This is a genomic window from Streptomyces sp. NBC_00996 (assembly GCF_045162675.1).
Classification (GTDB): domain Bacteria; phylum Actinomycetota; class Actinomycetes; order Streptomycetales; family Streptomycetaceae; genus Streptomyces.
Genome location: NZ_CP108723.1, coordinates 3,598,100 through 3,619,477, shown reverse-complemented (window position 1 = coordinate 3,619,477; position 21,378 = coordinate 3,598,100). Strand labels below are relative to the sequence as shown.

At 71.6% G+C, this 21,378-nt stretch carries 16 protein-coding genes and 1 pseudogene; 14 read left to right on the top strand and 3 right to left on the bottom strand.

Annotated features, from left to right (window positions below; translation table 11 throughout):
• The first annotated feature begins 36 nt into the window (after nucleotides 1-36).
• Both OG390_RS17030 and hemW read left to right on the top strand, forming a co-directional pair.
• Nucleotides 37-2,460 (top strand): SpoIIE family protein phosphatase, encoded by a 2,424-nt coding sequence (locus OG390_RS17030; protein ID WP_406168828.1) that lies wholly within the window; start codon nucleotides 37-39, stop codon nucleotides 2,458-2,460.
• A 191-nt stretch (nucleotides 2,461-2,651) separates the two neighbouring features.
• Nucleotides 2,652-3,917, top strand: coding sequence for a radical SAM family heme chaperone HemW (hemW, locus tag OG390_RS17025; protein ID WP_406168826.1), 1,266 nt, complete (start codon nucleotides 2,652-2,654; stop codon nucleotides 3,915-3,917).
• 106 nt (nucleotides 3,918-4,023) lie between these two features.
• On the opposite strand, the gene OG390_RS17020 is transcribed toward hemW, so the two are convergent.
• Both OG390_RS17020 and OG390_RS17015 read right to left on the bottom strand, forming a co-directional pair.
• Complete coding sequence (locus tag OG390_RS17020; protein ID WP_406168824.1) at nucleotides 4,024-4,827, bottom strand: DUF3097 domain-containing protein; 804 nt, start codon at nucleotides 4,825-4,827, stop codon at nucleotides 4,024-4,026.
• Nucleotides 4,828-4,858: 31 nt separating this feature from the next.
• On the bottom strand, nucleotides 4,859-5,599 hold the full coding sequence (locus OG390_RS17015; RefSeq protein WP_399074535.1) for an MBL fold metallo-hydrolase: 741 nt from the start codon (nucleotides 5,597-5,599) through the stop codon (nucleotides 4,859-4,861).
• Nucleotides 5,600-5,769: 170 nt separating this feature from the next.
• Here OG390_RS17015 and hrcA point away from each other — a divergent pair, with 170 nt between their 5' ends.
• The 10 genes from hrcA to OG390_RS16965 all read left to right on the top strand — a co-directional run bounded on the left by hrcA (nucleotide 5,770) and on the right by OG390_RS16965 (nucleotide 17,341).
• The gene (gene hrcA, locus OG390_RS17010) at nucleotides 5,770-6,786 is read left to right on the top strand and encodes a heat-inducible transcriptional repressor HrcA (RefSeq protein WP_406168821.1); all 1,017 of its coding nucleotides are present in this window, start codon (nucleotides 5,770-5,772) and stop codon (nucleotides 6,784-6,786) included.
• Nucleotides 6,787-7,923 carry a molecular chaperone DnaJ gene (dnaJ, locus tag OG390_RS17005; protein WP_399074531.1) on the top strand — a complete coding sequence of 379 codons (1,137 nt, stop codon included), beginning with the start codon at nucleotides 6,787-6,789 and terminating at the stop codon, nucleotides 7,921-7,923. It abuts the gene before it with no gap.
• 262 nt (nucleotides 7,924-8,185) lie between these two features.
• A complete protein-coding gene (locus OG390_RS17000) occupies nucleotides 8,186-9,277 on the top strand; it encodes a nitronate monooxygenase (protein ID WP_406168819.1) in 1,092 nt (363 codons plus the stop codon).
• Nucleotides 9,274-10,023 carry a 16S rRNA (uracil(1498)-N(3))-methyltransferase gene (locus OG390_RS16995; protein WP_406168817.1) on the top strand — a complete coding sequence of 250 codons (750 nt, stop codon included), beginning with the start codon at nucleotides 9,274-9,276 and terminating at the stop codon, nucleotides 10,021-10,023. Before OG390_RS17000 ends, OG390_RS16995 begins: the two co-directional genes overlap by 4 nt.
• Nucleotides 10,024-10,041: 18 nt before the next feature.
• Nucleotides 10,042-10,434 carry a VOC family protein gene (locus OG390_RS16990; RefSeq protein ID WP_399074525.1) on the top strand — a complete coding sequence of 131 codons (393 nt, stop codon included), beginning with the start codon at nucleotides 10,042-10,044 and terminating at the stop codon, nucleotides 10,432-10,434.
• Between the two features lie 315 nt (nucleotides 10,435-10,749).
• Nucleotides 10,750-11,268 (top strand): hypothetical protein, encoded by a 519-nt coding sequence (locus OG390_RS16985; RefSeq protein ID WP_406177716.1) that lies wholly within the window; start codon nucleotides 10,750-10,752, stop codon nucleotides 11,266-11,268.
• An 84-nt stretch (nucleotides 11,269-11,352) separates the two neighbouring features.
• Complete coding sequence (locus OG390_RS16980; protein ID WP_406168814.1) at nucleotides 11,353-14,574, top strand: S41 family peptidase; 3,222 nt, start codon at nucleotides 11,353-11,355, stop codon at nucleotides 14,572-14,574.
• Between the two features lie 344 nt (nucleotides 14,575-14,918).
• Nucleotides 14,919-15,272: a histidine triad nucleotide-binding protein gene (locus OG390_RS16975; RefSeq protein ID WP_406168812.1), complete on the top strand. Its 354-nt coding sequence runs from the start codon at nucleotides 14,919-14,921 to the stop codon at nucleotides 15,270-15,272.
• A gap of 6 nt (nucleotides 15,273-15,278) precedes the next feature.
• Nucleotides 15,279-16,184 carry a ribonuclease Z gene (locus OG390_RS16970; RefSeq protein ID WP_406168810.1) on the top strand — a complete coding sequence of 302 codons (906 nt, stop codon included), beginning with the start codon at nucleotides 15,279-15,281 and terminating at the stop codon, nucleotides 16,182-16,184.
• Between the two features lie 128 nt (nucleotides 16,185-16,312).
• Nucleotides 16,313-17,341: an adenosine deaminase gene (locus tag OG390_RS16965; RefSeq protein ID WP_406168808.1), complete on the top strand. Its 1,029-nt coding sequence runs from the start codon at nucleotides 16,313-16,315 to the stop codon at nucleotides 17,339-17,341.
• A gap of 3 nt (nucleotides 17,342-17,344) precedes the next feature.
• Here OG390_RS16965 and OG390_RS16960 read toward each other — a convergent pair.
• Nucleotides 17,345-17,715: pseudogene (locus OG390_RS16960) on the bottom strand (MFS transporter); the annotation flags it as partial.
• Nucleotides 17,716-17,941: 226 nt separating this feature from the next.
• Here OG390_RS16960 and OG390_RS16955 point away from each other — a divergent pair.
• Together OG390_RS16955 and OG390_RS16950 are read left to right on the top strand one after the other, a co-directional pair.
• On the top strand, nucleotides 17,942-19,051 hold the full coding sequence (locus tag OG390_RS16955; RefSeq protein ID WP_406168806.1) for a carbohydrate kinase family protein: 1,110 nt from the start codon (nucleotides 17,942-17,944) through the stop codon (nucleotides 19,049-19,051).
• A 175-nt stretch (nucleotides 19,052-19,226) separates the two neighbouring features.
• Nucleotides 19,227-21,374: a PhoH family protein gene (locus tag OG390_RS16950; RefSeq protein ID WP_406168804.1), complete on the top strand. Its 2,148-nt coding sequence runs from the start codon at nucleotides 19,227-19,229 to the stop codon at nucleotides 21,372-21,374.
• Nucleotides 21,375-21,378: the final 4 nt, after the last annotated feature.

Below are 21,378 nucleotides of genomic sequence, written 5' to 3'. Positions count from 1 at the left end.
AGGCGTATTCGTCCGAACTGCTCAGGGAGCTGCACAGTGGGGGCCATTCCGACGCAACGGGAGTCCATGGCGCGTGCCCCTGATGCGCCTGCGCACAACCGCGCCGGCCAGGAAGTCGTGGCCCGCGCCTCGCTGCCCGGCACTCCGCTCGCCCCCGGAGCCGCCCGCCGGTTCGTGCGTGGCACGCTCGCCGACTGGACCGAACTCGCCCTTCCGGGCGCCGAGATCATCGACGACCGCCTCACCGACGACGCCATCCTGGTGATCAGCGAACTCGTCACCAACGCCGTGGTGCACGCGGGCACCGACGTCGAGCTGCTGTGCCGCCTCGAAACCGCGGGTGACGGGGCGCCGGGACCGTTGGTCATCGAGGTCTCCGACCACCACCCCTCGCGCGCGGTACGCGACGACGGCATCGAACGGCCGTACGGCACACCGGAGTACGGGCGCGGGTTACGGCTCGTGTCCGCGCTCTCCGACGCCTGGGGGATCACCTATCGCACCGGGGTCAAGACCGTGTGGGCGCGGCTGCCCGTCGACGGGAGTGCGGTCATGGAGGTGGCGGGCATTTCGGGTGCGCAAGGCGTCCCCGCCGTGGGTGGCGTCCCGGGTGCCGAGATGATGTCGGAAGCCGACAGGAATTCCGCATCCGGAAGGATCTCGAATACGGGAAGGATGTCGGATGCGGGGCAGATCTCGAATACGGGAGGGGCGTCGGATTCGGGGCGGATCTCGGACGCGGGAAGGGGTTCGGGCTCGGGAAAGGGCTCGGACGTGGGGCGGATCTCGGATCCGGGAGGGGGATCGGATTCGGGGCGGATCTCTGACGCGGGAAGGGGTTCGGGCTCGGGAAAGGGCTTCGGCTCGGGTTCGGGAAGGGTCTCGGACGTGGGACGGATCTCGGGTTCGGGAAAGGTCTCGGACGCGGGAAAGGTCTCGGACGCGGGAAAGGTCTCGGAATCGGGGCGGATCTCCGATGCGGGAAGGATCTCGGGAGTCGGCAGGATTTCGGGAGCCGAAAGGATTTCCGGAGTCGCGGAGAAGATAGCGGCGTACGCCGGTGAGCAGGCGCTTGAGCGCGGGATACGGGTGGGCGAAATACTCGCCCCCGAGATATTTCCGCCCGAGCCGCGACGCAACGCCCAGCAGGACCAGGACTGGCTCAACCGCGGGGCGCTCTCCTTCCTCGCCGAGGCGTCCGATCTGCTCGCCGGGCAGCTCGACGAGGACCTGGTGGCCGCGCTCGCCGGACAGCTGCTCGTGCCGCGCCTCGCCGACTGGTGCGCGGTGTGGCTGGAGGACGAGGCCACCGACCGGGCGGGCGGTCTCGGCTTCGCCCTGGGACCCCGGCTGGCCCGGGTCTGGCACGGCAGCGAGAACCGCATCGAGGAGCTGCGCCGTGCCCTGGAGAAGGACCCGCCACTGCTGCCCGACGCGGTGCGTTCCCGGGCCGTCCCCGTGCCCTGGCCCGGCGAGGCGCTGGGCGGGCGCGGGGCGAGCGGGGCGGCGCTCGCGTACCGGCTGATCGCGGGCGGGCGGCCGCTGGGCACGCTCGTCATCGGACGGGCCGGGCTGGTCGACTTCCCCGACGAGATCACCGGGCTCGTCGAGGACCTCAGCCGGCGCATCGCCCTCTCCATCGGCGCGGCCCGCCAGTACGCGCGCCAGGCCACCATCAGCCGGGTCCTCCAGCGCGGCCTGCTGCCCGGCGCGGTCGCCGAGATCCCGGGCGTACGCAGCGCGCTCGTGTATGAGCCGCTCGACAAGGGCGGGCCCAGCGGCGACTTCTACGACCTGTTCCCCGCGGGCGACGGGCGCTGGTGCTTCGCGGTGGGCGACGTCCAGGGCAAGGGCCCCGAAGCCGCCGTGGTGATCGGCCTGGCCCGGCCCTGGCTGCGGCTGCTGGCCCGTGAGGGCTACCACGTCGCGGACGTCCTCGACCGCCTCAACCAGCTCCTGCTCGACGACGCGACGGAGGCCGCGGACGCGGCGGCCCGTGCGCTTGTGGCAGCGGGCGGGCCGGGGCTGGGCGCGGACCTCGGCCCGCAGACGCGGTTCCTTTCCATGCTGTACGGCGAGCTCGTCCCCTTCGACGGTGGTGTGCGCTGCACTCTGGCCTCCGCCGGGCATCCGCTGCCGCTGCTCCTCGGGCCCGACGGTGACGTACGGGAAGTGGCGGGGCCGCAGACTCTTCTCGGCGTCTTCGAGGACGCCTGCTACAGCTCCGAGACCTTCGATCTGCATGCCGGTGACACCTTGCTGTGTGTCACCGACGGGGTGACGGAGCGGCGCAGTGGGTCCCGGCAGTTCGACGACGAGGACGGGCTGGCGAAGGCTCTGGAGGGCTGTGCGGGGCTGAGTGCCGACCTGATCGCGGAACGGATCCGCAGGCTGGTGCACGAGTTCGGGGCGCGACCGCCGGAGGATGACATGGCGTTGCTGGTGCTGCAGGCCGAGTAGGGGGACAGCGTGTTTTCGCCCTCTCCGCCCCTGCCCGTCCCGTACCTGGGGGCTCTGCCCCCGGACCCCCTGGGGTGTGCTTTCGGTGCGGGCCGGTGGGGGCTGGTCGCGCGGTTCCCCGCGCCCCTGGCGGGGGCGCTCCTGGGTCTGGCGAGCGAGGGCATGGGCGGACGTGCTGGACAATGGAAGGCATGCCTTCCGCACTTCCCGACGGTGAGCCCGTCCCCGACGACGGGGCGCTGCCCGCGCACGCCCTGGCCGGTGGGGGTACCTCCCAGGCCCTTAAGGCACTGGGGGAGGCCGAGCGACCCCTCGGGTTCTATCTTCACGTGCCGTACTGCGCGACCCGCTGCGGCTACTGCGACTTCAACACCTACACGGCGACCGAGCTGCGGGGCACCGGAGGCGTGCTCGCCTCCCGCGACAACTACGCGGACACGCTGACCGACGAGGTCCGCCTCGCCCGCAAGGTCCTCGGCGACGACCCGCGCCCCGTCCGCACGGTCTTCGTCGGCGGCGGTACGCCGACCCTGCTCGCCGCCGACGATCTCGTACGGATGCTGGGGGCGATCCGCGACGAGTTCGGGCTCGCGGACGACGCTGAGATCACGACCGAGGCGAACCCGGAGTCGGTGGACCCGGCATACCTGGCGACCCTGCGCGCCGGGGGCTTCAACCGGATCTCCTTCGGCATGCAGAGCGCCCGGCAGCACGTACTGAAGGTGCTCGACCGCACGCACACCCCCGGCCGCCCCGAGGCCTGCGTCGCCGAGGCCCGCGCGGCGGGCTTCGAGCATGTGAACCTCGACCTGATCTACGGCACGCCCGGGGAGTCCGACGACGACTGGCGCGCGTCGCTCGACGCGGCCCTCGGCGCCGGCCCCGACCACATCTCCGCGTACGCCCTGATCGTCGAGGAGGGCACCCAGCTCGCCCGCCGCATCCGCCGTGGCGAGGTCCCGATGACGGACGACGACGTTCACGCGGACCGCTACCTGATCGCGGACGAGGTGATGTCGGCGGCCGGGTTCGACTGGTACGAGGTGTCGAACTGGGCCACCTCCGAGGCCGGTCGCTGCCTGCACAACGAGCTGTACTGGCGCGGCGCCGACTGGTGGGGCGCGGGCCCCGGCGCCCACAGCCACGTCGGCGGCGTGCGCTGGTGGAATGTGAAGCATCCCGGGGCGTACGCCGCCGCCCTGGCCTCCGGCCGCTCCCCGGGCGCGGGCCGCGAACTCCTCTCCGAGGAGGACCGCCGCGTCGAGCGGATCCTGCTCGAACTGCGGCTGCGCGAGGGCTGCCCGCTGTCCCTGCTCCGGCCGGACGGGCTGGCCGCATCCCGCCGGGCCCTGTCCGACGGACTCCTCGAGCCCGGCCCGTACGACGCCGGTCGCGCCGTTCTCACGCTGCGGGGGCGGCTGCTGGCCGACGCGGTGGTGCGGGACCTGGTGGACTGAGGCACCCGGGGACGCGGCCGGGGTCGGGAGCGGTGCGCCTACCGGCGCTCGCAGGGTGCCGCCTTCTGCGGGGCGGGTGCCGCCCCGGCGGCACGACTGCCCCCAGCTACACCGGTGCCGTCACGAAGTCGATCAACTCCTCCACCCGGCCCAGGAGTTCCGGCTCCAGGTCCTTGTAGGACCGCACCCGGGACAGGATGTGCTGCCAGGCCGCGCCGGTGTTCTCCGGCCAGCCCAGGGCGCGGCAGACGCCCGTCTTCCAGTCCTGGCCGTGCGGGATCCTGGGCCAGGCCCCGATGCCCACGGAGGACGGCTTCACAGCCTCCCAGATGTCGATGTACGGGTGGCCCAGCACCAGGGCGTGGTCGCTGGTGACCGCGTCCGCGATGCGGGACTCCTTCGTGCCGGGGACCAGGTGGTCGACCAGGACGCCGAGGCGGGCGTCCGGCCCCGGCGCGAAGTCCGCGACGATCGACGGGAGGTCGTCGATGCCCTCCAGGTACTCGACGACGACGCCTTCGATACGGAGGTCGTCGCCCCAGACACGCTCGACCAGTTCGGCGTCGTGGCGGCCCTCCACGTAGACACGTCCGGCCCGCGCGACCCGGGCCCGCGCGCCGGGGACGGCGACCGAACCGGAGGCCGTGCGGGTGGGACGTACCGGACCGGAGGCCGGGCGGACCAGCGTCACCACCTTGCCCTCCAGAAGGAAGCCGCGCGGCTCCAGCGGGAACACGCGGTGCTTGCCGAAGCGGTCCTCCAGGGTCACCGTGCCCGCCTCGCAGCGGATCACCGCGCCGCAGAAGCCGGTGCCGGGCTCCTCGACCACCAGGCCGGGGTCGGCGTGGACCTTGGGCACGGCCTGGGGCTTCTTCCACGGCGGGGTCAGGTCCGGAGAGTACTGGCGCATTCGGATGACGATAGGAGAAGCTCCCGGCCCGCTACGAAGACACGCCGAAACGTGTGGCCAACGCGTCCCGCTGTGCACGGACAAACGCCGCATTCACCGCCGCGCCGTGCCCCGGCACGTACACCGCGTCCTCCCCGCCCAGGTCGAGCAGCCGGTCCAGCGCCGCCGGCCAGTGGGAGGGAACGGCGTCGGGACCCGCCTGGGGTTCGCCCGACTCCTCCACCAGGTCGCCGCAGAAGACGGTCTCCGGTGAGCCGGGTGGACCGGGGACCAGGACCACCAGATCGTGGCAGGTGTGGCCGGGGCCCACGTTGGCGAGCAGGACCTGTATGCCGCCTCCGAGATCGAGGGTCCACTCGCCGGACACCGAGTGGCGGGGGTGGACCAGGAGATCCGCGGCCTCCGCCGCCTCGCGGGGGTCGAGACCGTTGCGTACGGCGTCCGCGCGCAGCTCCTCGCGGTCGTGCGCGAAGACCGCGTCCAGGCCGACCGCGCCGAACACCTCCACCCCGGCGAACGCGGCCGCCCCGAAGACATGGTCGAAGTGGGGATGCGTGAGTGCGAGGTGCGTCACACGGCGGTCGCCACCGAGGATCCGTCGCGCCTCGGTCCGCAGCTGCGCGCCCTCCCGCAGGCTCGACCCCGCGTCGATCATCAGCGCCGCGCCGTCGCCCACCACGAGCCCGGCCGTGCAGTCCCAGACCGGAAGCCGCTTCCGCCCGACCCGGGGCGCCACCGTTTCCCACCCCAGGTCTTCCCAAGTCAGCCTCATATGGAGACGCTAGCCGTGAGAGCCTGCCAGGCACGACATCGCAGGCCCGCCCTTGCCGGGGCCGTACCTCACCGCCGTACACTGGGCCGGGGAACGCTGGCACTCACGTGCGCTGAGTGCCAGGCCGAAGGCCACGAAGTGCGCGGGGAAGACTTCTGGAGGTGTGCGCGATGCTCAGTGAACGCAGGCTCGAGGTGCTGCGCGCCATCGTCCAGGACTACGTGGGCACCGAGGAGCCGGTCGGTTCCAAGGCGCTGACCGAGCGGCACCGCCTCGGCGTCTCGCCGGCGACCGTGCGCAACGACATGGCTGTGTTGGAGGACGAGGGTTATATCGCCCAGCCGCACACCAGCGCCGGGCGCATCCCCACCGACAAGGGCTACCGCCTCTTCGTCGACAAGCTCGCGGGCGTCAAGCCCATGACCGCGCCCGAGCGGCGCGCCATCCAGAACTTCCTCGACGGCGCCGTCGACCTCGACGACGTCGTGGGCCGGACCGTACGGCTGCTCGCGCAGCTCACACGGCAGGTCGCCGTGGTGCAGTACCCCTCGCTGACGCGCTCGACCGTGCGGCACGTGGAGCTGCTCTCGCTCGCCCCCGCGCGCGTGATGCTCGTGCTGATCACCGACACCGGCCGGGTCGAGCAGCGCATGATCGACTGCCCTGTACCGTTCGGCGAGACGTCGCTCGCGGATCTGCGGGCCCGGCTCAACAGCCGGGTCGCGGGTCGCCGTTTCGCGGACGTCCCGCAGCTCGTGCAGGACCTGCCGGAGGCCTTCGAGGCGGAGGACCGCGGTACGGTCTCGACAGTGCTCTCCACTCTTCTGGAGACGCTCGTCGAGGAGACCGAGGAGCGGCTGATGATCGGCGGCACCGCCAATCTCACCCGTTTCGGACATGACTTCCCTCTCACCATCCGGCCGGTGCTCGAAGCGCTGGAGGAGCAGGTGGTGCTCCTCAAGTTGCTTGGTGAGGCCGGGGATTCGAGCATGACCGTGCGAATCGGGCACGAGAACGCGTATGAGGGACTCAACTCCACGTCCGTGGTCTCGGTCGGCTACGGTTCGGGCGGCGAGGCAGTAGCCAAACTCGGCGTGGTCGGCCCGACCCGCATGGATTATCCGGGAACGATGGGAGCGGTACGAGCGGTGGCACGGTACGTCGGACAGATCCTGGCGGAGTCTTAAGTGGCCACGGACTACTACGCCGTACTCGGCGTGCGCCGCGACGCGTCCCAGGACGAGATCAAGAAGGCGTTCCGGAGGCTCGCGCGCGAGCTGCACCCGGACGTCAATCCCGATCCGAAGACGCAGGAGCGGTTCAAGGAGATCAACGCCGCGTACGAGGTGTTGTCGGACCCGCAGAAGAAGCAGGTCTACGACCTCGGTGGCGACCCGCTGTCCCAGTCGGGCGGCGCGGGCGCGGGCGGCTTCGGCGCGGGCGGCTTCGGGAACTTCTCGGACATCATGGACGCCTTCTTCGGTACGGCGTCGCAGCGCGGCCCCCGGTCGCGCACCCGCCGTGGCCAGGACGCCATGATCCGGCTCGAGATCGAGCTGGACGAGGCCGCCTTCGGCACGACGAAGGACATCCAGGTCGACACGGCCGTCGTCTGCGCCACCTGCAATGGGGAAGGCGCGGCGCCGGGCACCTCGGCGCAGACGTGTGACATGTGCCGCGGTCGCGGTGAGGTGTCGCAGGTGACGCGGTCCTTCCTGGGCCAGGTCATGACGTCCCGCCCCTGCCCGCAGTGCCAGGGCTTCGGCACCGTGGTCCCGACCCCGTGCCCGGAGTGCGCGGGCGACGGACGGGTCCGCTCCCGTCGGACGCTGACCGTGAAGATTCCGGCCGGTGTCGACAACGGCACGCGGATCCAACTCGCGGGCGAGGGCGAGGTCGGCCCCGGTGGCGGGCCCGCCGGTGACCTCTACGTCGAGATCCACGAGCTGCCGCACGCCGTGTTCCAGCGGCGTGGCGACGATCTGCACTGCACGGTCACCATCCCGATGACCGCGGCGTGCCTGGGCACGAAGGTGCCGCTGGAGACGCTCGACGGCCTGGAGGAGGTCGACATCCGTCCGGGCACGCAGTCCGGGCAGTCGATCCCGCTGCACGGGCGGGGCATCACGCATCTGCGGGGCGGTGGCCGGGGCGATCTGATCGTGCACGTCGAGGTGATGACGCCCACGAAGCTCGATCCCGAGCAGGAGCGGTTGCTGCGGGAGCTTGCGAAGCTGCGGGGTGAGGAGCGGCCGACCGGGCAGTTCCAGCCCGGGCAGCAGGGGCTGTTCTCGCGGCTGAAGGACGCGTTCAATGGCCGCTGAGGTGGAGTTTTTCGCCCCCTTTGCCCCTGCCCGTCCCGTCCCTGGGGGGCTCCGCCCCCCAGACCCCCGGTTGTCTTTCGGCTGCGGGTGGGTGGGGGCTGGTCGCGCCCACGCGGCGGAGCCGCAAATGTCACAGCCCCGCGCCCCTTACGGGGCGTTCGACAGGGGCGAAAATGTGTGGTCGCGGGTGCCCATCCCGTTGGCCTATGCCAGGCGGAAGGCCGGATTCGGACTTGTACGGGGGACGTGACAACATGCCGTCATGTCCTCCGCACTGACCGATCTCTTCCCCCACCCGATCGTGCAGGCCCCCATGGCGGGCGGCGTCTCCGTCCCGCATCTCGCGGCCGCCGTGTCCGAGGCCGGTGGGCTCGGGTTCCTCGCCGCCGGGTACAAGACCGCCGACGGCATGTACCAGGAGATCAAGCAGCTGCGCGGACTCACGGGCCGCCCCTTCGGCGTGAACCTCTTCATGCCGCAGCCCGAGTATGCGGACTCCGCCGCCGTCGAGGTGTACGCCAACCAGCTCGCTGGTGAGGCCGCCTGGTACGAGACCGAGCTCGGTGACCCCGACAGCGGCCGGGACGACGGCTACGACGCCAAGCTCGCCGTCCTCCTCGACAACCCGGTGCCGGTGGTCTCCTTCCACTTCGGCGTCCCCACCCGCGACGTCCTGGACTCGCTCGCCCGCGCCGGCACGCTGACGATGGTCGCCGCGACCACCGCCGAGGAGGCGCTGGCCGTGCAGCGGGCGGGCGCCGCCGTGGTGATCGTGCAGGGCGTCGAGGCGGGCGGCCACCAGGGCACCCACCGCGACAACCCGGAGACGGACGGCACCGGCATAGGGCTGCTCTCGCTGATCGCGCAGGTCCGCGAGACCGTGCAGATCCCGATCGTCGCGGCGGGCGGCATCATGCGCGGCAGCCAGATCGCCGCGGTGCTCGCGGCGGGCGCGAGCGCGGCCCAGCTCGGCACGGCGTTCCTCGCCACCCCCGAGTCCGGCGCGAACGCCGTGCACAAGCAGGCGCTGACCAACCCCCTGTTCGTGCGCACGGAGTTGACGCGCGCGTTCTCCGGGCGCCCGGCGCGCGGACTGGTCAACCGCTTCCTGCGCGAGCACGGTCCGTACGCGCCCGCCGCGTACCCCGAGATCCACCACCTCACCTCCCCGCTGCGCAAGGCGGCCGCCGCGGCGGGCGACGCGCAGGGCATGGCACTGTGGGCCGGTCAGGGCCACCGCATGGCCCGCGAACTGCCTGCGGGCCGACTGGTGGAGGTGCTGAGCGCCGAACTCGCCGCCGCCAAGACAGCGTTGTCGGCGCTCCCGGAAGAGGACGGGGGTGCGGGCAGATGACCGCCCCGGTGTTCGTGGTCGAAGATTTCAACGCGGGGGGCGGCGGACGCTATGTCCTCGACGGGCCCGAGGGGCGGCACGCCGTCTCGGTGAAGCGGCTGCGACCCGGCGAGGACGTGGTCCTCACCGACGGGGCCGGGCGCTGGGCGGAGTGCGTGGTGCTGGAGACCGAGGGCAAGGACCGGCTGATCGTCCGGATGGACTCGGTGACCGAGGAGCCGGCGGAGGAGCCGCGCATCACCGTCGTGCAGGCCCTGCCCAAGGGTGACCGGGGCGAGCTCGCCGTCGAGACGATGACGGAGACCGGCGTGGACGCGATCGTGCCCTGGGCGGCCTCCCGCTGCATCACGCAGTGGAAGGGCGAGCGGGGGCCGAAGGCGCTCGCCAAATGGCGGGCCACGGCCCGGGAAGCCGGCAAGCAGTCCCGGCGCGTCCGCTTCCCCGAGGTCGCGGACGCGATGTCGACCAAGCAGGTTGCCGCACTTCTCGCCAAAGCGGATCTGGCGGCGGTACTGCACGAGGACACGGAGCTCGGGACCGAGCCGTTCGCGACGGCCGAACTGCCCGGTTCCGGGGAGATCGTCCTTGTGGTCGGCCCCGAGGGCGGGATCTCGCCCGAGGAGGTGGCGCTGTTCACCGAGGCGGGTGCGCGGACGTTCCACCTGGGGCGTACCGTGCTGCGTACTTCGACCGCCGGGACCGTGGCGGCGGCGCTGCTGCTGGCCCGTACCGGTCGCTGGTCCTGACACCCACGGGGGATCGCCTTGGAACTCGCTCAGGTACGGCTGCTCGTCTCGGACTTCGCCGCGTGTTACCGCTTCTATGCCGAGGTGCTGGGTCTCAAGCCCCAGTCGGGTGCGACGGAGGGGCCGTACGAGAAGTTCAGCCCCGCCACCGGGTCGGCGGGCATCGCCATACAGGACCGGTCGGTGATGGCCGAAGTCCTGGGTGAACTGGGCGACTTGGCTACCGGGCATCGGTCGTTGGTGGTGCTGCGGGTGGATGACCTGGACGCGTACTGCGAGCAGATCGCCTCGCGTGGCGCGACCGTCCTGCACGGTCCTGTCCCCATGACCGACCGCATGCGCGTCGCCCACCTCAAGGACCCGGAGGGCAACCTGGTGGAGCTCCAGGAGTGGCTCCTCCTGCGCACCTGAGGTCCAGGCTTCTTTCGCCCCCGCCGCCCCTGCCCATTCCCGTCCTCTGGGGGCTGCGCCCCCAGACCCCCGCCAAAAGATTGCGCAGTTCCCCGCGCCCCTTTTCAGGGGCGCGGGGAACTGCGCGAACGGGGTCCGGGGCGGAGCCCCAGGTCGGGACGGGCAGGGGCGGCGGGGGCTGAAAAACCCTCCTTCGGGTGGTCCTGGGGATCGTGGCCGCATGCGGTCTACCGTCGTTCGCGGGACAGTGGCAGGCTGCCGTCTATGGGGGCTTTGAGGCGGATAAGGCGTCGGACAGGACGTCGACAGGTGCTGATGGCGGTGGGGCTCGGAGCGGCCGGAGTGTTCGGGGTGGCCGCGTGCGAGCCGACGGGCGGGCTGAGTTCGGCCACGGTGGCCTACACGACCGACCGGACCGCGACCAAGGAACTCGAACGACAGCATGTGAACGTGCGCTGGCTCAGCTGCACGGCGTCCTACGGTGGGGCCAACAAGGCCTACACCCCCGGGAAGACGCCCGCGCCGACCGTGAGCACCGCCGCCTCCGTCGACTGCCAGGGGCAGACGGATGACGGACGGAAGATCGTCGTCAAGGGCAAGGTCACCCGCGCCGTCGACGGCGCGTGCGTACGCGGGGACCTGCGCGCCACGGTCGGCGGCAAGGAGTGGTTCCACGTGAGCGGCCTCGGGAACTGCAACGCCACGAACGCCCCCAACCCGCCGATCTCGTACCACCCCACGAACGGGCAGCCCAACCCCACCGTCACCGTCACCGTGACGAAGACCATGTGGTGCAAGGGCGACCCGACCTGCTGGCCCTCCCAGGGCAAATGACCTGCCCGGTGACCTGCCCGGCCCACACGGATCAAGTGATCGAAACCCCTTTCAAGGGGTGCGGTCGCTGCATAGGGTGATCGGGTGACAGAGTCCGCAGCCTCCGCGTATCTCCGGTTTCCGCATCTGCACGGTGAGTTGGTCGTCTTCACGGCCGAGGACGACGTCTGGGCCGCCCCGCTCGACGGCGAAGGCAGGGCCTGGCGGGTCAGCGCCGACAACGTCCCGGTGAACCATCCGCGCATCTCCCCGGACGGCGCGACCGTCGCCTGGACGTCCACGCGTGACGGGGCGCCCGAGGTGCACGCCGCCGCCCTGGCCGGCGGCCCGTCCAAGCGACTGACGTACTGGGGCAGTTCGAAGACCCAGGTGCGCGGCTGGACCGCGGACGGTCAGGTGCTCGCGCTCAGCACCCAGGGACAGGCGAGCCTGCGGCGCAGCTGGGCCCGGGCCGTCCCACTCGACGGCGGCCCCGCGACGACCCTTCCCTACGGGCCCGTCGGCGACATCGCCCACGGCGGCCCGGGTGTCGTGCTGCTGTCCGCGCCCATGGGGCGCGAGGCCGCCTGGTGGAAGCGGTATCGCGGCGGTACGGCGGGCAAGCTGTGGATCGACCGGGAGGGCGACGGGGACTCCGCTTTCGTACGGCTGCATGAAGAGCTCGACGGGAACATCGAATACCCCCTCTGGGTGGGGGAGCGGATCGCCTTCCTGTCCGACCACGAAGGTGTCGGGGCGCTCTACTCCTCCCTCGCCGACGGCTCCGACCTGCGGCGCCACACGCCCGGTGGGGGAGGGTTCTACGCCCGCCACGCGGCCACCGACGGCACGCGGGTCGTGTACGCGTCCGCCGGTGAACTGTGGCTCCTCGACGACCTGGAGGGCGCCGAGCCGCGCAGGCTGGACATCCGCCTCGGCGGCCAGCGCGTCGACCAGCAGCCGCACCCGGTGAGCGCCTCGCGCTGGTTCTCCGCCGCCGCGCCCGACCACACCGGACGCGGCAGCGCGGTCTCCGTGCGCGGCGCCGTCCACTGGGTCACGCACCGCTCGGGTCCGGCCCGCGCACTCGCCGCCGAGCAGGGCGTGCGCTCCCGGCTGCCCCGCACCTTCCGGGCGGAGGGCGAGGAGCACGTGGTGTGGGTGACCGACGCGGAGGGCGACGACGCCCTGGAGTTCGCCCCGGCGACGGGAGTCGCGCCGGGGGCGACCCCGCGCCGACTCGCCGCCGGGCAGCTCGGACGGGTCCTCGGGCTCGCGATGGCCCCCGACGGGAGCCGCGCCGCCGTCGCCTCGCACGACGGCCGTGTGCTGCTCGTCGAGCGGGAGAGCGGGGAGGTGCGCGAGGTCGACCGCAGCGAGGACGGTGAGGTCAGCGGCCTTGTCTTCTCGCCCGACTCGGCCTGGCTCGCCTGGTCGCACCCCGGACCGCGCCCGCTGCGCCAACTCAAGCTGGCCAACACCGCCGACCTGTCGGTGACCGAGGCGACCCCGCTCCGGTTCCGTGACTACGAGCCCGCGTTCACGCTCGACGGCAAGCACCTCGGGTTCCTCTCGGCGCGCGCGTTCGACCCCGTCTACGACGAGCACGTCTTCGACCTGGCGTTCGTGGGCGGCTCGCGGCCCTACCTGATCACCCTGGCCGCGACCACGCCGTCCCCCTTCGGGCCGCAGCGGCACGGCCGCCCCTTCGAGGCGCCGGACAAGGACGAGACGCCCGACAGCGAGGGCGCCCCCACGACCCGCATCGACCTCGACGGGCTCGCCGACCGGATCGTGCCGTTCCCCGTCGAGGCCGCCCGCTACTCGACGCTGCGGGCCGCCAAGGACGGGCTGCTGTGGCTGCGGCACCCGGTCCGCGGTGTGCTCGGCGCCTCCCGCGCCACGCCGGACGACCCGGACCCGCAGACCGAGCTGGAGCGGTACGACCTCGCCCAGCGGCGCATCGAGCATCTCGCCGCCGACGCCGACCACTTCACCGTCACCGGCGACGGCAAGCGGGTCCTGCTGTGGACCGACGGCAAGCTCAAGGTCGTACCCAGCGACCGGCGTGCCTCGAACGACGACGAGAGCGACACGAACATCACCGTCGATCTGTCGCGGGTCCGGCAGACCGTCGACCCGGCCGCCGAGTGGCGGCAGATGTACGACGAGACGGGCCGCCTGATGCGGGACAACTTCTGGCGGCCCGACCTGGGCGGGGTCGACTGGGACGCCGTGCTCGACCGCTATCGGCCGATTCTGGAGCGGGTCGCCACGCACGACGACCTCGTCGACCTGCTCTGGGAGGTGCACGGCGAACTCGGCACCTCGCACGCGTACGTCATGCCGCGTGGCGGAGGGGGTGGCGGCGACCGGGCACAGGGGCTGCTCGGCGCGGACATCTCCCGTCATGCGGACGGCAGTTGGCGCATCGACCGGATCCTCCCGTCCGAGACCTCCGACCCGGACGCGCGGGCGCCGCTCGCCGCGCCGGGGGTCGCGGTGCGCGCCGGAGACGCGATCGTCGCGGTCGCCGGGCAGCCGGTGGACCCGGTGGCCGGGCCCGGGCCGCTGCTCGTCGGCACGGCGGGCAAGCCGGTGGAGCTGACCATCTCACCTTCGGGCGGCGGCGATCCACGTCACGCGGTCGTCGTCCCGCTCGCGGACGAGGAGCCGCTGCGCTACCACGACTGGGTGGCGGACCGGCGGGCGTACGTCCACGAGCAGTCCGGGGGCCGCCTCGGGTATCTGCACGTGCCGGACATGGTCGGCTCCGGGTGGGCTCAGCTCCACCGCGACCTGCGCATCGAGGTGGCCCGGGAGGGGCTGGTGGTGGACGTACGCGAGAACCGCGGCGGCCACACCTCCCAGCTCGTCGTCGAGAAGTTGGCGCGGCGGATCGTCGGCTGGGACCTGCCGCGCGGCCTGCGCCCGTACAGCTACCCGGAGGACGCGCCACGCGGCCCGGTCGTCGCCGTCGCCAACGAGTTCTCCGGTTCGGACGGCGACATCGTCAACGCGGCGATCAAGGCGCTCGGGATCGGGCCCGTGGTCGGCACCCGTACCTGGGGCGGAGTGATCGGCATCGACAGCCGCTACCGGCTCGTCGACGGCACACTCGTCACCCAGCCCAAGTACGCCTTCTGGCTGGAGGGTTACGAGTGGGGCGTCGAGAACCACGGTGTCGACCCCGACGTGGAGGTCGTCCAGGCTCCGCAGGACTACGCCGCGGGACGGGACACCCAGCTCGACGAGGCGATCCGCATCGCCCTGGCGGCCCTCACCGAGAACCCGGCGAAGGCCGCGCCCGCTTTGCCGCCGTTGTGACCTGCGGCGCCGCTGTGGCGGGGTGATCCACCGCTTTCGCGGCGGATGTTCCCCATCCGCCCGCCCTTCCGGGTGGGCGGCGCACGCCCGCGATCGCGGCGGCCGGGACGGTGAGGGTCCCGGCGGGGCAACGGGCGGCTGGAGGATGCCGGGTGGCGCGGGGTCGTGGGCGATCGGCTCGCCACCGCCTGTGCAGTACCGCGGCTCGGTCGAGCGGTCCGATCCGGCGGCCGGTCGGTGCGCCCTGTGTACGCCGCTGATGGTCGGCACAGCCGTACGCGGCCTGCCCGGTCGGGCCGATAGCATGCGGAGGTAATGATCGGCTGGCGTGAGGAGGCACACGCATGGCGGGAGAGCCGCAGGACGACTGCCTGTTCTGCAAGATCGTCGCCGGGCACATTCCGGCGACCGTGGTCCGGGAGACCGAGACGACCGTCGCCTTCCGCGACATAAACCCTCAGGCGCCCAGCCACGTCCTGGTCATCCCCAAGGTGCACTACGCGGACGCCGCCTCGCTGGCGGCCGCCGAACCCTCGGTCGTCGCGGACGTGCTGCGCGAGACCGCCGAGGTCGCGGCCGAGGACAAGCTGGAGAGCTACCGGGTCGTGTTCAATACGGGCAGCGGAGCGGGCCAGACCGTCTTCCACGCGCACGCGCATGTGCTGGGCGGTCGCGGCATGCAGTGGCCCCCGGGGTAACCGGCCTTGTCCGTACGTGAATTGGTGGTCCTCGGCACCGCCAGCCAGGTCCCGACCCGGCATCGCAACCACAACGGCTATCTGCTGCGATGGGACGGCGAGGGACTGCTCTTCGACCCCGGCGAGGGCACGCAGCGCCAGATGCTGCGTGCCGGGGTCGCCGCGCACGACCTGCACCGCATCTGTGTCACGCACTTCCACGGGGACCATTCGCTCGGGCTCGCCGGCGTGATCCAGCGCATCAACCTCGACCGCGTGCCGCACGAGGTGACCGTCCACTATCCGGGCTCAGGCCAGCGGTTCTTCGACCGGCTGCGGTATGCGACCGCCTACCGTGAGACCGTCGAGCTGACGGAAGCCCCGGTCGAGGTCGAGGGCGTGCTCGCGACGGCGCCCTCGTACACCTTGGAGACCCGCAGGCTCTCCCACCCCGTGGAGTCGTTCGGGTACCGGCTGGTCGAGCCGGACGGGCGGCGGATACTGCCGGAGCGGCTCGCCGAGCGCGGCATCAGAGGGCCCGACGTCGGGCGTCTGCAGCGGGAGGGCTCGCTTCATGGGGTGTCCCTCGACGACGTCAGCGAGGTGCGGCGCGGGCAGCGATTCGCGTTCGTCATGGACACCCGGCCGTGCGAGGGCGTGGGCGCGCTCGCCGAAGGGTGCGACCTGCTCGTCATCGAGTCGACGTTCCTCGACGAGGACGAGCAACTGGCCATGGATCACGGCCACTTGACGGCAGGTCAGGCGGGACGGGTGGCCGTGGAGGCCGGCGTACGCCATCTCGTGCTCACCCACTTCAGCCAGCGGTACTCCGAGCCCGAGGAGTTCGAGCGGCAGGCTAGGGCCGCGGGGTTCGACGGAGAGCTGACCGTGGCGCACGATCTGGTGCGGGTGCCGGTTCCGAAGCGCCGGTGAGCGAGCCGGCTCCGGGGCGTCCGTGGTCGCGGCCCGGACGCCCTTCCCGAGCGCTCGCCATCGGCACCCTTGATCGCGGCCCGGGGCGCCGACTCCGAGTGCCCGGAAATCGACCGTACGATGCTTTGATGTCCCTCCCCAAAGCAGAACTGCACCTCCACATCGAAGGCACGCTCGAACCCGAGCTCGCCTTCGCGCTCGCCGCGCGCAACGGCGTCACGCTGCCGTACGCGAACACCGAGGAGCTGCGCAAGGCGTATCTCTTCGACGATCTCCAGTCGTTCCTGAACCTGTACTACGAGCTCATGGCCGTACTGCGGACGGAACAGGACTTCGCGGACCTGGCCGACGCCTATCTGGCGCGGGCCGCCACTCAGGGCGTCCGGCACGCGGAGATCTTCTTCGACCCGCAGGCGCACATCGCGCGCGGGGTGGACATGGGGACGGTCGTGGAGGGCCTGCATCGCGCGCTGGCCAGGTGGGGGTCCCCCCGCTCGAGCGAAGCCGAGAGTGGGGGAGTGGAGACGCACGGCATCTCCACGCAGCTGATCATGTGCTTCCTGCGGGACGAGTCCGCCGAGTCGGCCATGGAGACGCTGGAGGCCGCGAAGCCGTACCTCGACCGGATCGTCGGCATCGGACTCGACTCCGCGGAGGTCGGGCACCCGCCGGTCAAGTTCCGCGAGGTGTACGAGGCCGCCGGCGCGCTCGGTCTGCGGCGCGTCGCGCACGCGGGCGAGGAGGGCCCGCCCGCGTACATCACCGAGGCGCTGGACGTGCTCGGCGTCGAGCGCATCGACCACGGGCTGCGCTGCATGGAGGACCCCGCGCTGGTCGAGCGGCTCGTGCGGGAGCGGATCCCGCTCACGCTCTGCCCGCTGTCGAACGTACGGCTGCGGGCCGTGGACGTCCTGGAGGAGCACCCGCTGCCGGCCATGATGGACGCCGGGCTGCTGTGCACCGTCAACTCCGACGACCCCGCGTACTTCGGGGGCTATGTCGGCGACACCTTCCACGCCGTGCACGAGGCGCTGGGGCTGGACCAGGAGCGGCTGCGGGAGCTGGCCCGCAACTCGTTCGAGGTGTCCTTCCTGGAGCACGACGAGGAGCGGCGGGCCCGGTACATCGCCGAGGTCGACGCGTACGAGTTCGAGTAGCCGTCAGCCGGTCCCGGACCCCGGTGCGGCCGCTGCCGCCGTCTGCCGGGGTCCCGCCGTGTCGTACACCGCCCGTCGGGCGGGTACGGCCTCCAGCGGGATCTCGACGACCGGGTGGTCCTGCGGGGTGCCGCGCCTGAGGCGGAGCGCCACGGCGTCATCGGGACGGTGACGGCGAGCAGGCCGAGTGCCAGGATCACGCCCATCGCCGGGAGCCCGGCGCGCGCGGAGGGCAGACTCCCGGCGAGCGGGCCGCACGCCGTGCCCAGCGAGGAGGCCGAGCCGACGAGGACAGCCCACCGTCCGCGCGGGTCCAGGGAGGCGGCGAGGCCGATCACGTACGAGAGCACGACCGGGTAGAGCGTGTTCCAGGCGAAAGGACGACTGGGGAGCCGCGCTCGACCCGGCCGGAGTCGTCGCGCGGGCGCGGAAGTTCATCGAGCGGTACGGGTTCACTTCGTTCAAGCTCTGGGGCGCAGCCCCCAGGGACGGGACGGGACGGGTAGGGGAGGGGGGGCGAAAACAGGCTTGAGCGGACGGGGCGGGGTGGTTTCCGGTGGTGCACACTGGCCAGATCCGTACCACGTCAGGGAGCGCACCGTGATCGCGTCCAACGGAGAGCGACCGTACTGCCAGGCCCACGTCGACCCGCTGGCCGGGCTGCGCACCCCCCAGGACCCGCCCTGGGACGTCTATCTGACGGGCACGGTCTTCCTGGACATCATCTTCACCGGGCTCGATTCCGCCCCCGTGCGGGGGACGGAGTCCTGGGCGCGGGGGATGGGTTCCAGCCCGGGCGGAGTCGCCAACATGGCGACCGCCCTCGCGCGGCTGGGGCTGAAGACCTCCCTGGCGGCGGCCTTCGGCGACGACCACTACGGGGAGTACTGCTGGGACGCCCTGGAGCAGGGCGAGGGCATCGACCTCACCCCGTCGCGCACCGTGCCCGGCTGGCACTCCCCGGTCACCGTGTCGATGGCGTACGAGGGCGAGCGCACGATGGTCAGCCACGGGCACGAGCCGCCACCGGAGGAACCCGCGCCGGACTGCCCGCCACGCGCGCGTGCCGCCGTCGCCGCGCTGACGCCGGGCACGCGCGCGCCGTGGATCGGGCAGGCCGCGAGCAAGGGCACCCGGATCTTCGCGGACGTCGGCTGGGACGACACCGGCCGCTGGGACCTGGCGGGCCTCGCCGATCTCGAACACTGCGAGGCGTTCCTGCCGAACGCCGAGGAGGCCATGCGGTACACCGGCGCGGACTGCCCGCGCGCGGCGGCGCACGCGCTGGCCGAGCACGTACCGCTGGCGGTCGTCACCCTCGGTTCGGAGGGCGCGTACGCCGTGGACGGCCGTACCGGGGAGACCGCCGAGGTCCCTGCGATCGCCGTCGAGGCCATGGACCCCACCGGCGCCGGTGACGTCTTCGTCGCGGGCTTCGTCATGGGCACCCTGGCCGACTGGCCCCTCGCCGACCGTCTCGCCTTCGCCGGGCTGACCGCCGCCCTCTCCGTCCAGGAGTTCGGGGGGTCGCTGTCGGCGCCCGGCTGGTCCGAGATCGCCGCCTGGTGGCGCCGCGTCCAGTCGGTCGACGACCAGGACCCGACGGCCCTGAGGCGCTATGCGTTCCTGGAGGGGCTGCTGCCCCAAGTGACGCGCCCGTGGCCGCTGCGCCGGGCGGTGCCGACGATCGGTTTCGGGCGCTCCGCGTGAGGCGTCGTGTGGTGCTCCGCGTGAGGCGCCGTGCAGTGCTCTGTGCGGCGCTCCGTGCGGGTGAGGAAAAGCCCTACGGCTCTGTCAGTGCGGCGACGTACGCTTGGAATCGCAAGGCTGCCCTCGTGGCAAGCGTGCCGATCAAGGAGGAAAAGCAGGCCTTCAGAGCCGGCCCATGACTCAGACACCCACAGCTCACACCCCCGCGCAGGGACAAGCGAGAGCGCAGTTCACCGTTCCGGCCGCGCACCCCATGGTGACCGTGCTGGGCTCCGGCGACTCCCTCCTGCGCGTGATCGAGAAGGCCTTCCCGGCGGCCGACATCCACGTCCGGGGCAATGAGATCAGTGCGGTCGGCGACGCCGGTGAAGTCGCCCTCGTCCAGCGCCTGTTCGACGAGATGATGCTGGTGCTCCGCACGGGGCAGCCGATGACGGAGGACGCAGTGGAACGCTCGATCGCCATGCTCAGGGCGAGCGAGAACGGGGAGGGCGACGGCCAGGAGACTCCGGCCGAGGTGCTCACGCAGAACATCCTGTCCTCGCGAGGCCGCACCATCCGCCCCAAGACGCTCAACCAGAAGCGGTACGTCGACGCCATCGACAAGCACACCATCGTCTTCGGCATCGGCCCCGCCGGTACCGGCAAGACGTACCTCGCCATGGCGAAGGCGGTCCAGGCGCTTCAGTCCAAGCAGGTCAACCGCATCATCCTGACCCGTCCGGCGGTGGAGGCGGGCGAGCGACTGGGATTCCTCCCGGGCACGCTCTACGAGAAGATCGACCCCTACCTGCGTCCTCTGTACGACGCGCTGCACGACATGCTCGACCCGGATTCGATCCCGCGCCTCATGGCGGCCGGGACGATCGAGGTCGCGCCGCTCGCATATATGAGAGGCCGAGCGCAGCCGCGGTTCACGAACGTCCTGACACCGGACGGTTGGCGCCCGATCGGCGACCTCCAGGTCGGTGACCTGGTCATCGGCTCGAATGGTGAGCCGACGCCGGTCCTCGGCGTCTATCCGCAGGGTGAGCGGGACATCTACCGTGTAACGGCCCAGGACGGCTCTTGGACGCTGTGCTGCGGCGAGCATCTGTGGACGGTCAGGACGCGCGACGACAAGCGCCGCAACAAGCCGTGGCGGGTCCTGGAGACCCAAGAGATGATCGGCAACCTGCGGGCGGCGCATGCCCGCCGGTACGAGCTGCCGTTGCTCACGGCACCGGTGTGCTTCCCCGAGCAGGACGTGCCGATGGCTCCGTACGCCCTGGGGCTGCTGCTCGGCGACGGTTGCCTGACCGGCTCCACCACGCCTTCGTTCTCGACGGAGGACCGGGAGCTGGCCCAGGCCCTGGAAGCCGCCCTTTCGGGCGTTGCACTGCGGCACCGTGGCGGCCCCGATTACGTCCTGAACCGGGTCAAGTCCCCGGGCGACGTGGTCACTCTGGAGAACCCGGTCACACGAGTCCTGCGTGATCTGGACCTGCTGCGTACCCGCTCGCACACCAAGTTCGTTCCGGACGCCTACCTGTACAACTCGGCCGATGTACGGCTGGCCGTTCTCCAGGGGCTGCTGGATTCGGACGGTGGCCCGGTGACTCAGTCCGACCGCACCTGTCGTATCCAGTACACGACGACGTCGATCGTGCTCCGTGACGACGTGATCTCGCTCGTGCAGTCGTTGGGCGGCGTCGCCTACACCCGTCGGCGGGTTGCCGACGGACGCAAGCCGGGTCTCGCGAAGGGCCGGGAAGTCGGATACCAGTACGACGCCCACGTCATCGACATCCGCCTCCCCGAAGGCATTGAGCCCTTCCGCCTCGCCCGCAAGGCGGAGAAGTACCGCGCGGCCGGAGGCGGCGGACGCCCGATGCGGTTCATCGACAGCATCGAGCCCGCGGGCAGGGAGGAGACCGTCTGCATCCAGGTGGCTGCCGAGGACTCGTTGTACGTCACCCAGGACTACCTGCTGACGCACAACACCCTCAACGACGCCTTCATCATCCTGGACGAGGCCCAGAACACGAGCGCCGAGCAGATGAAGATGTTCCTCACCCGCCTCGGCTTCGACTCGAAGATCGTGGTCACGGGCGACGTGACACAGGTCGACCTGCCGAACGGCACGAAGTCGGGTCTGCGCCAGGTCCAGGACATCCTGGAGGGTGTGGACGACGTCCACTTCTCGAGGCTCACGTCCCACGATGTCGTACGGCACAAGCTGGTCGGCCGTATCGTCGACGCGTACGAGAAGTACGACAGCGAGAACGGCACCGAGAACGGCTCCCACAAGGGCCGCGGCAAAGCCGGCCACAAGGGGAAGTAGACCA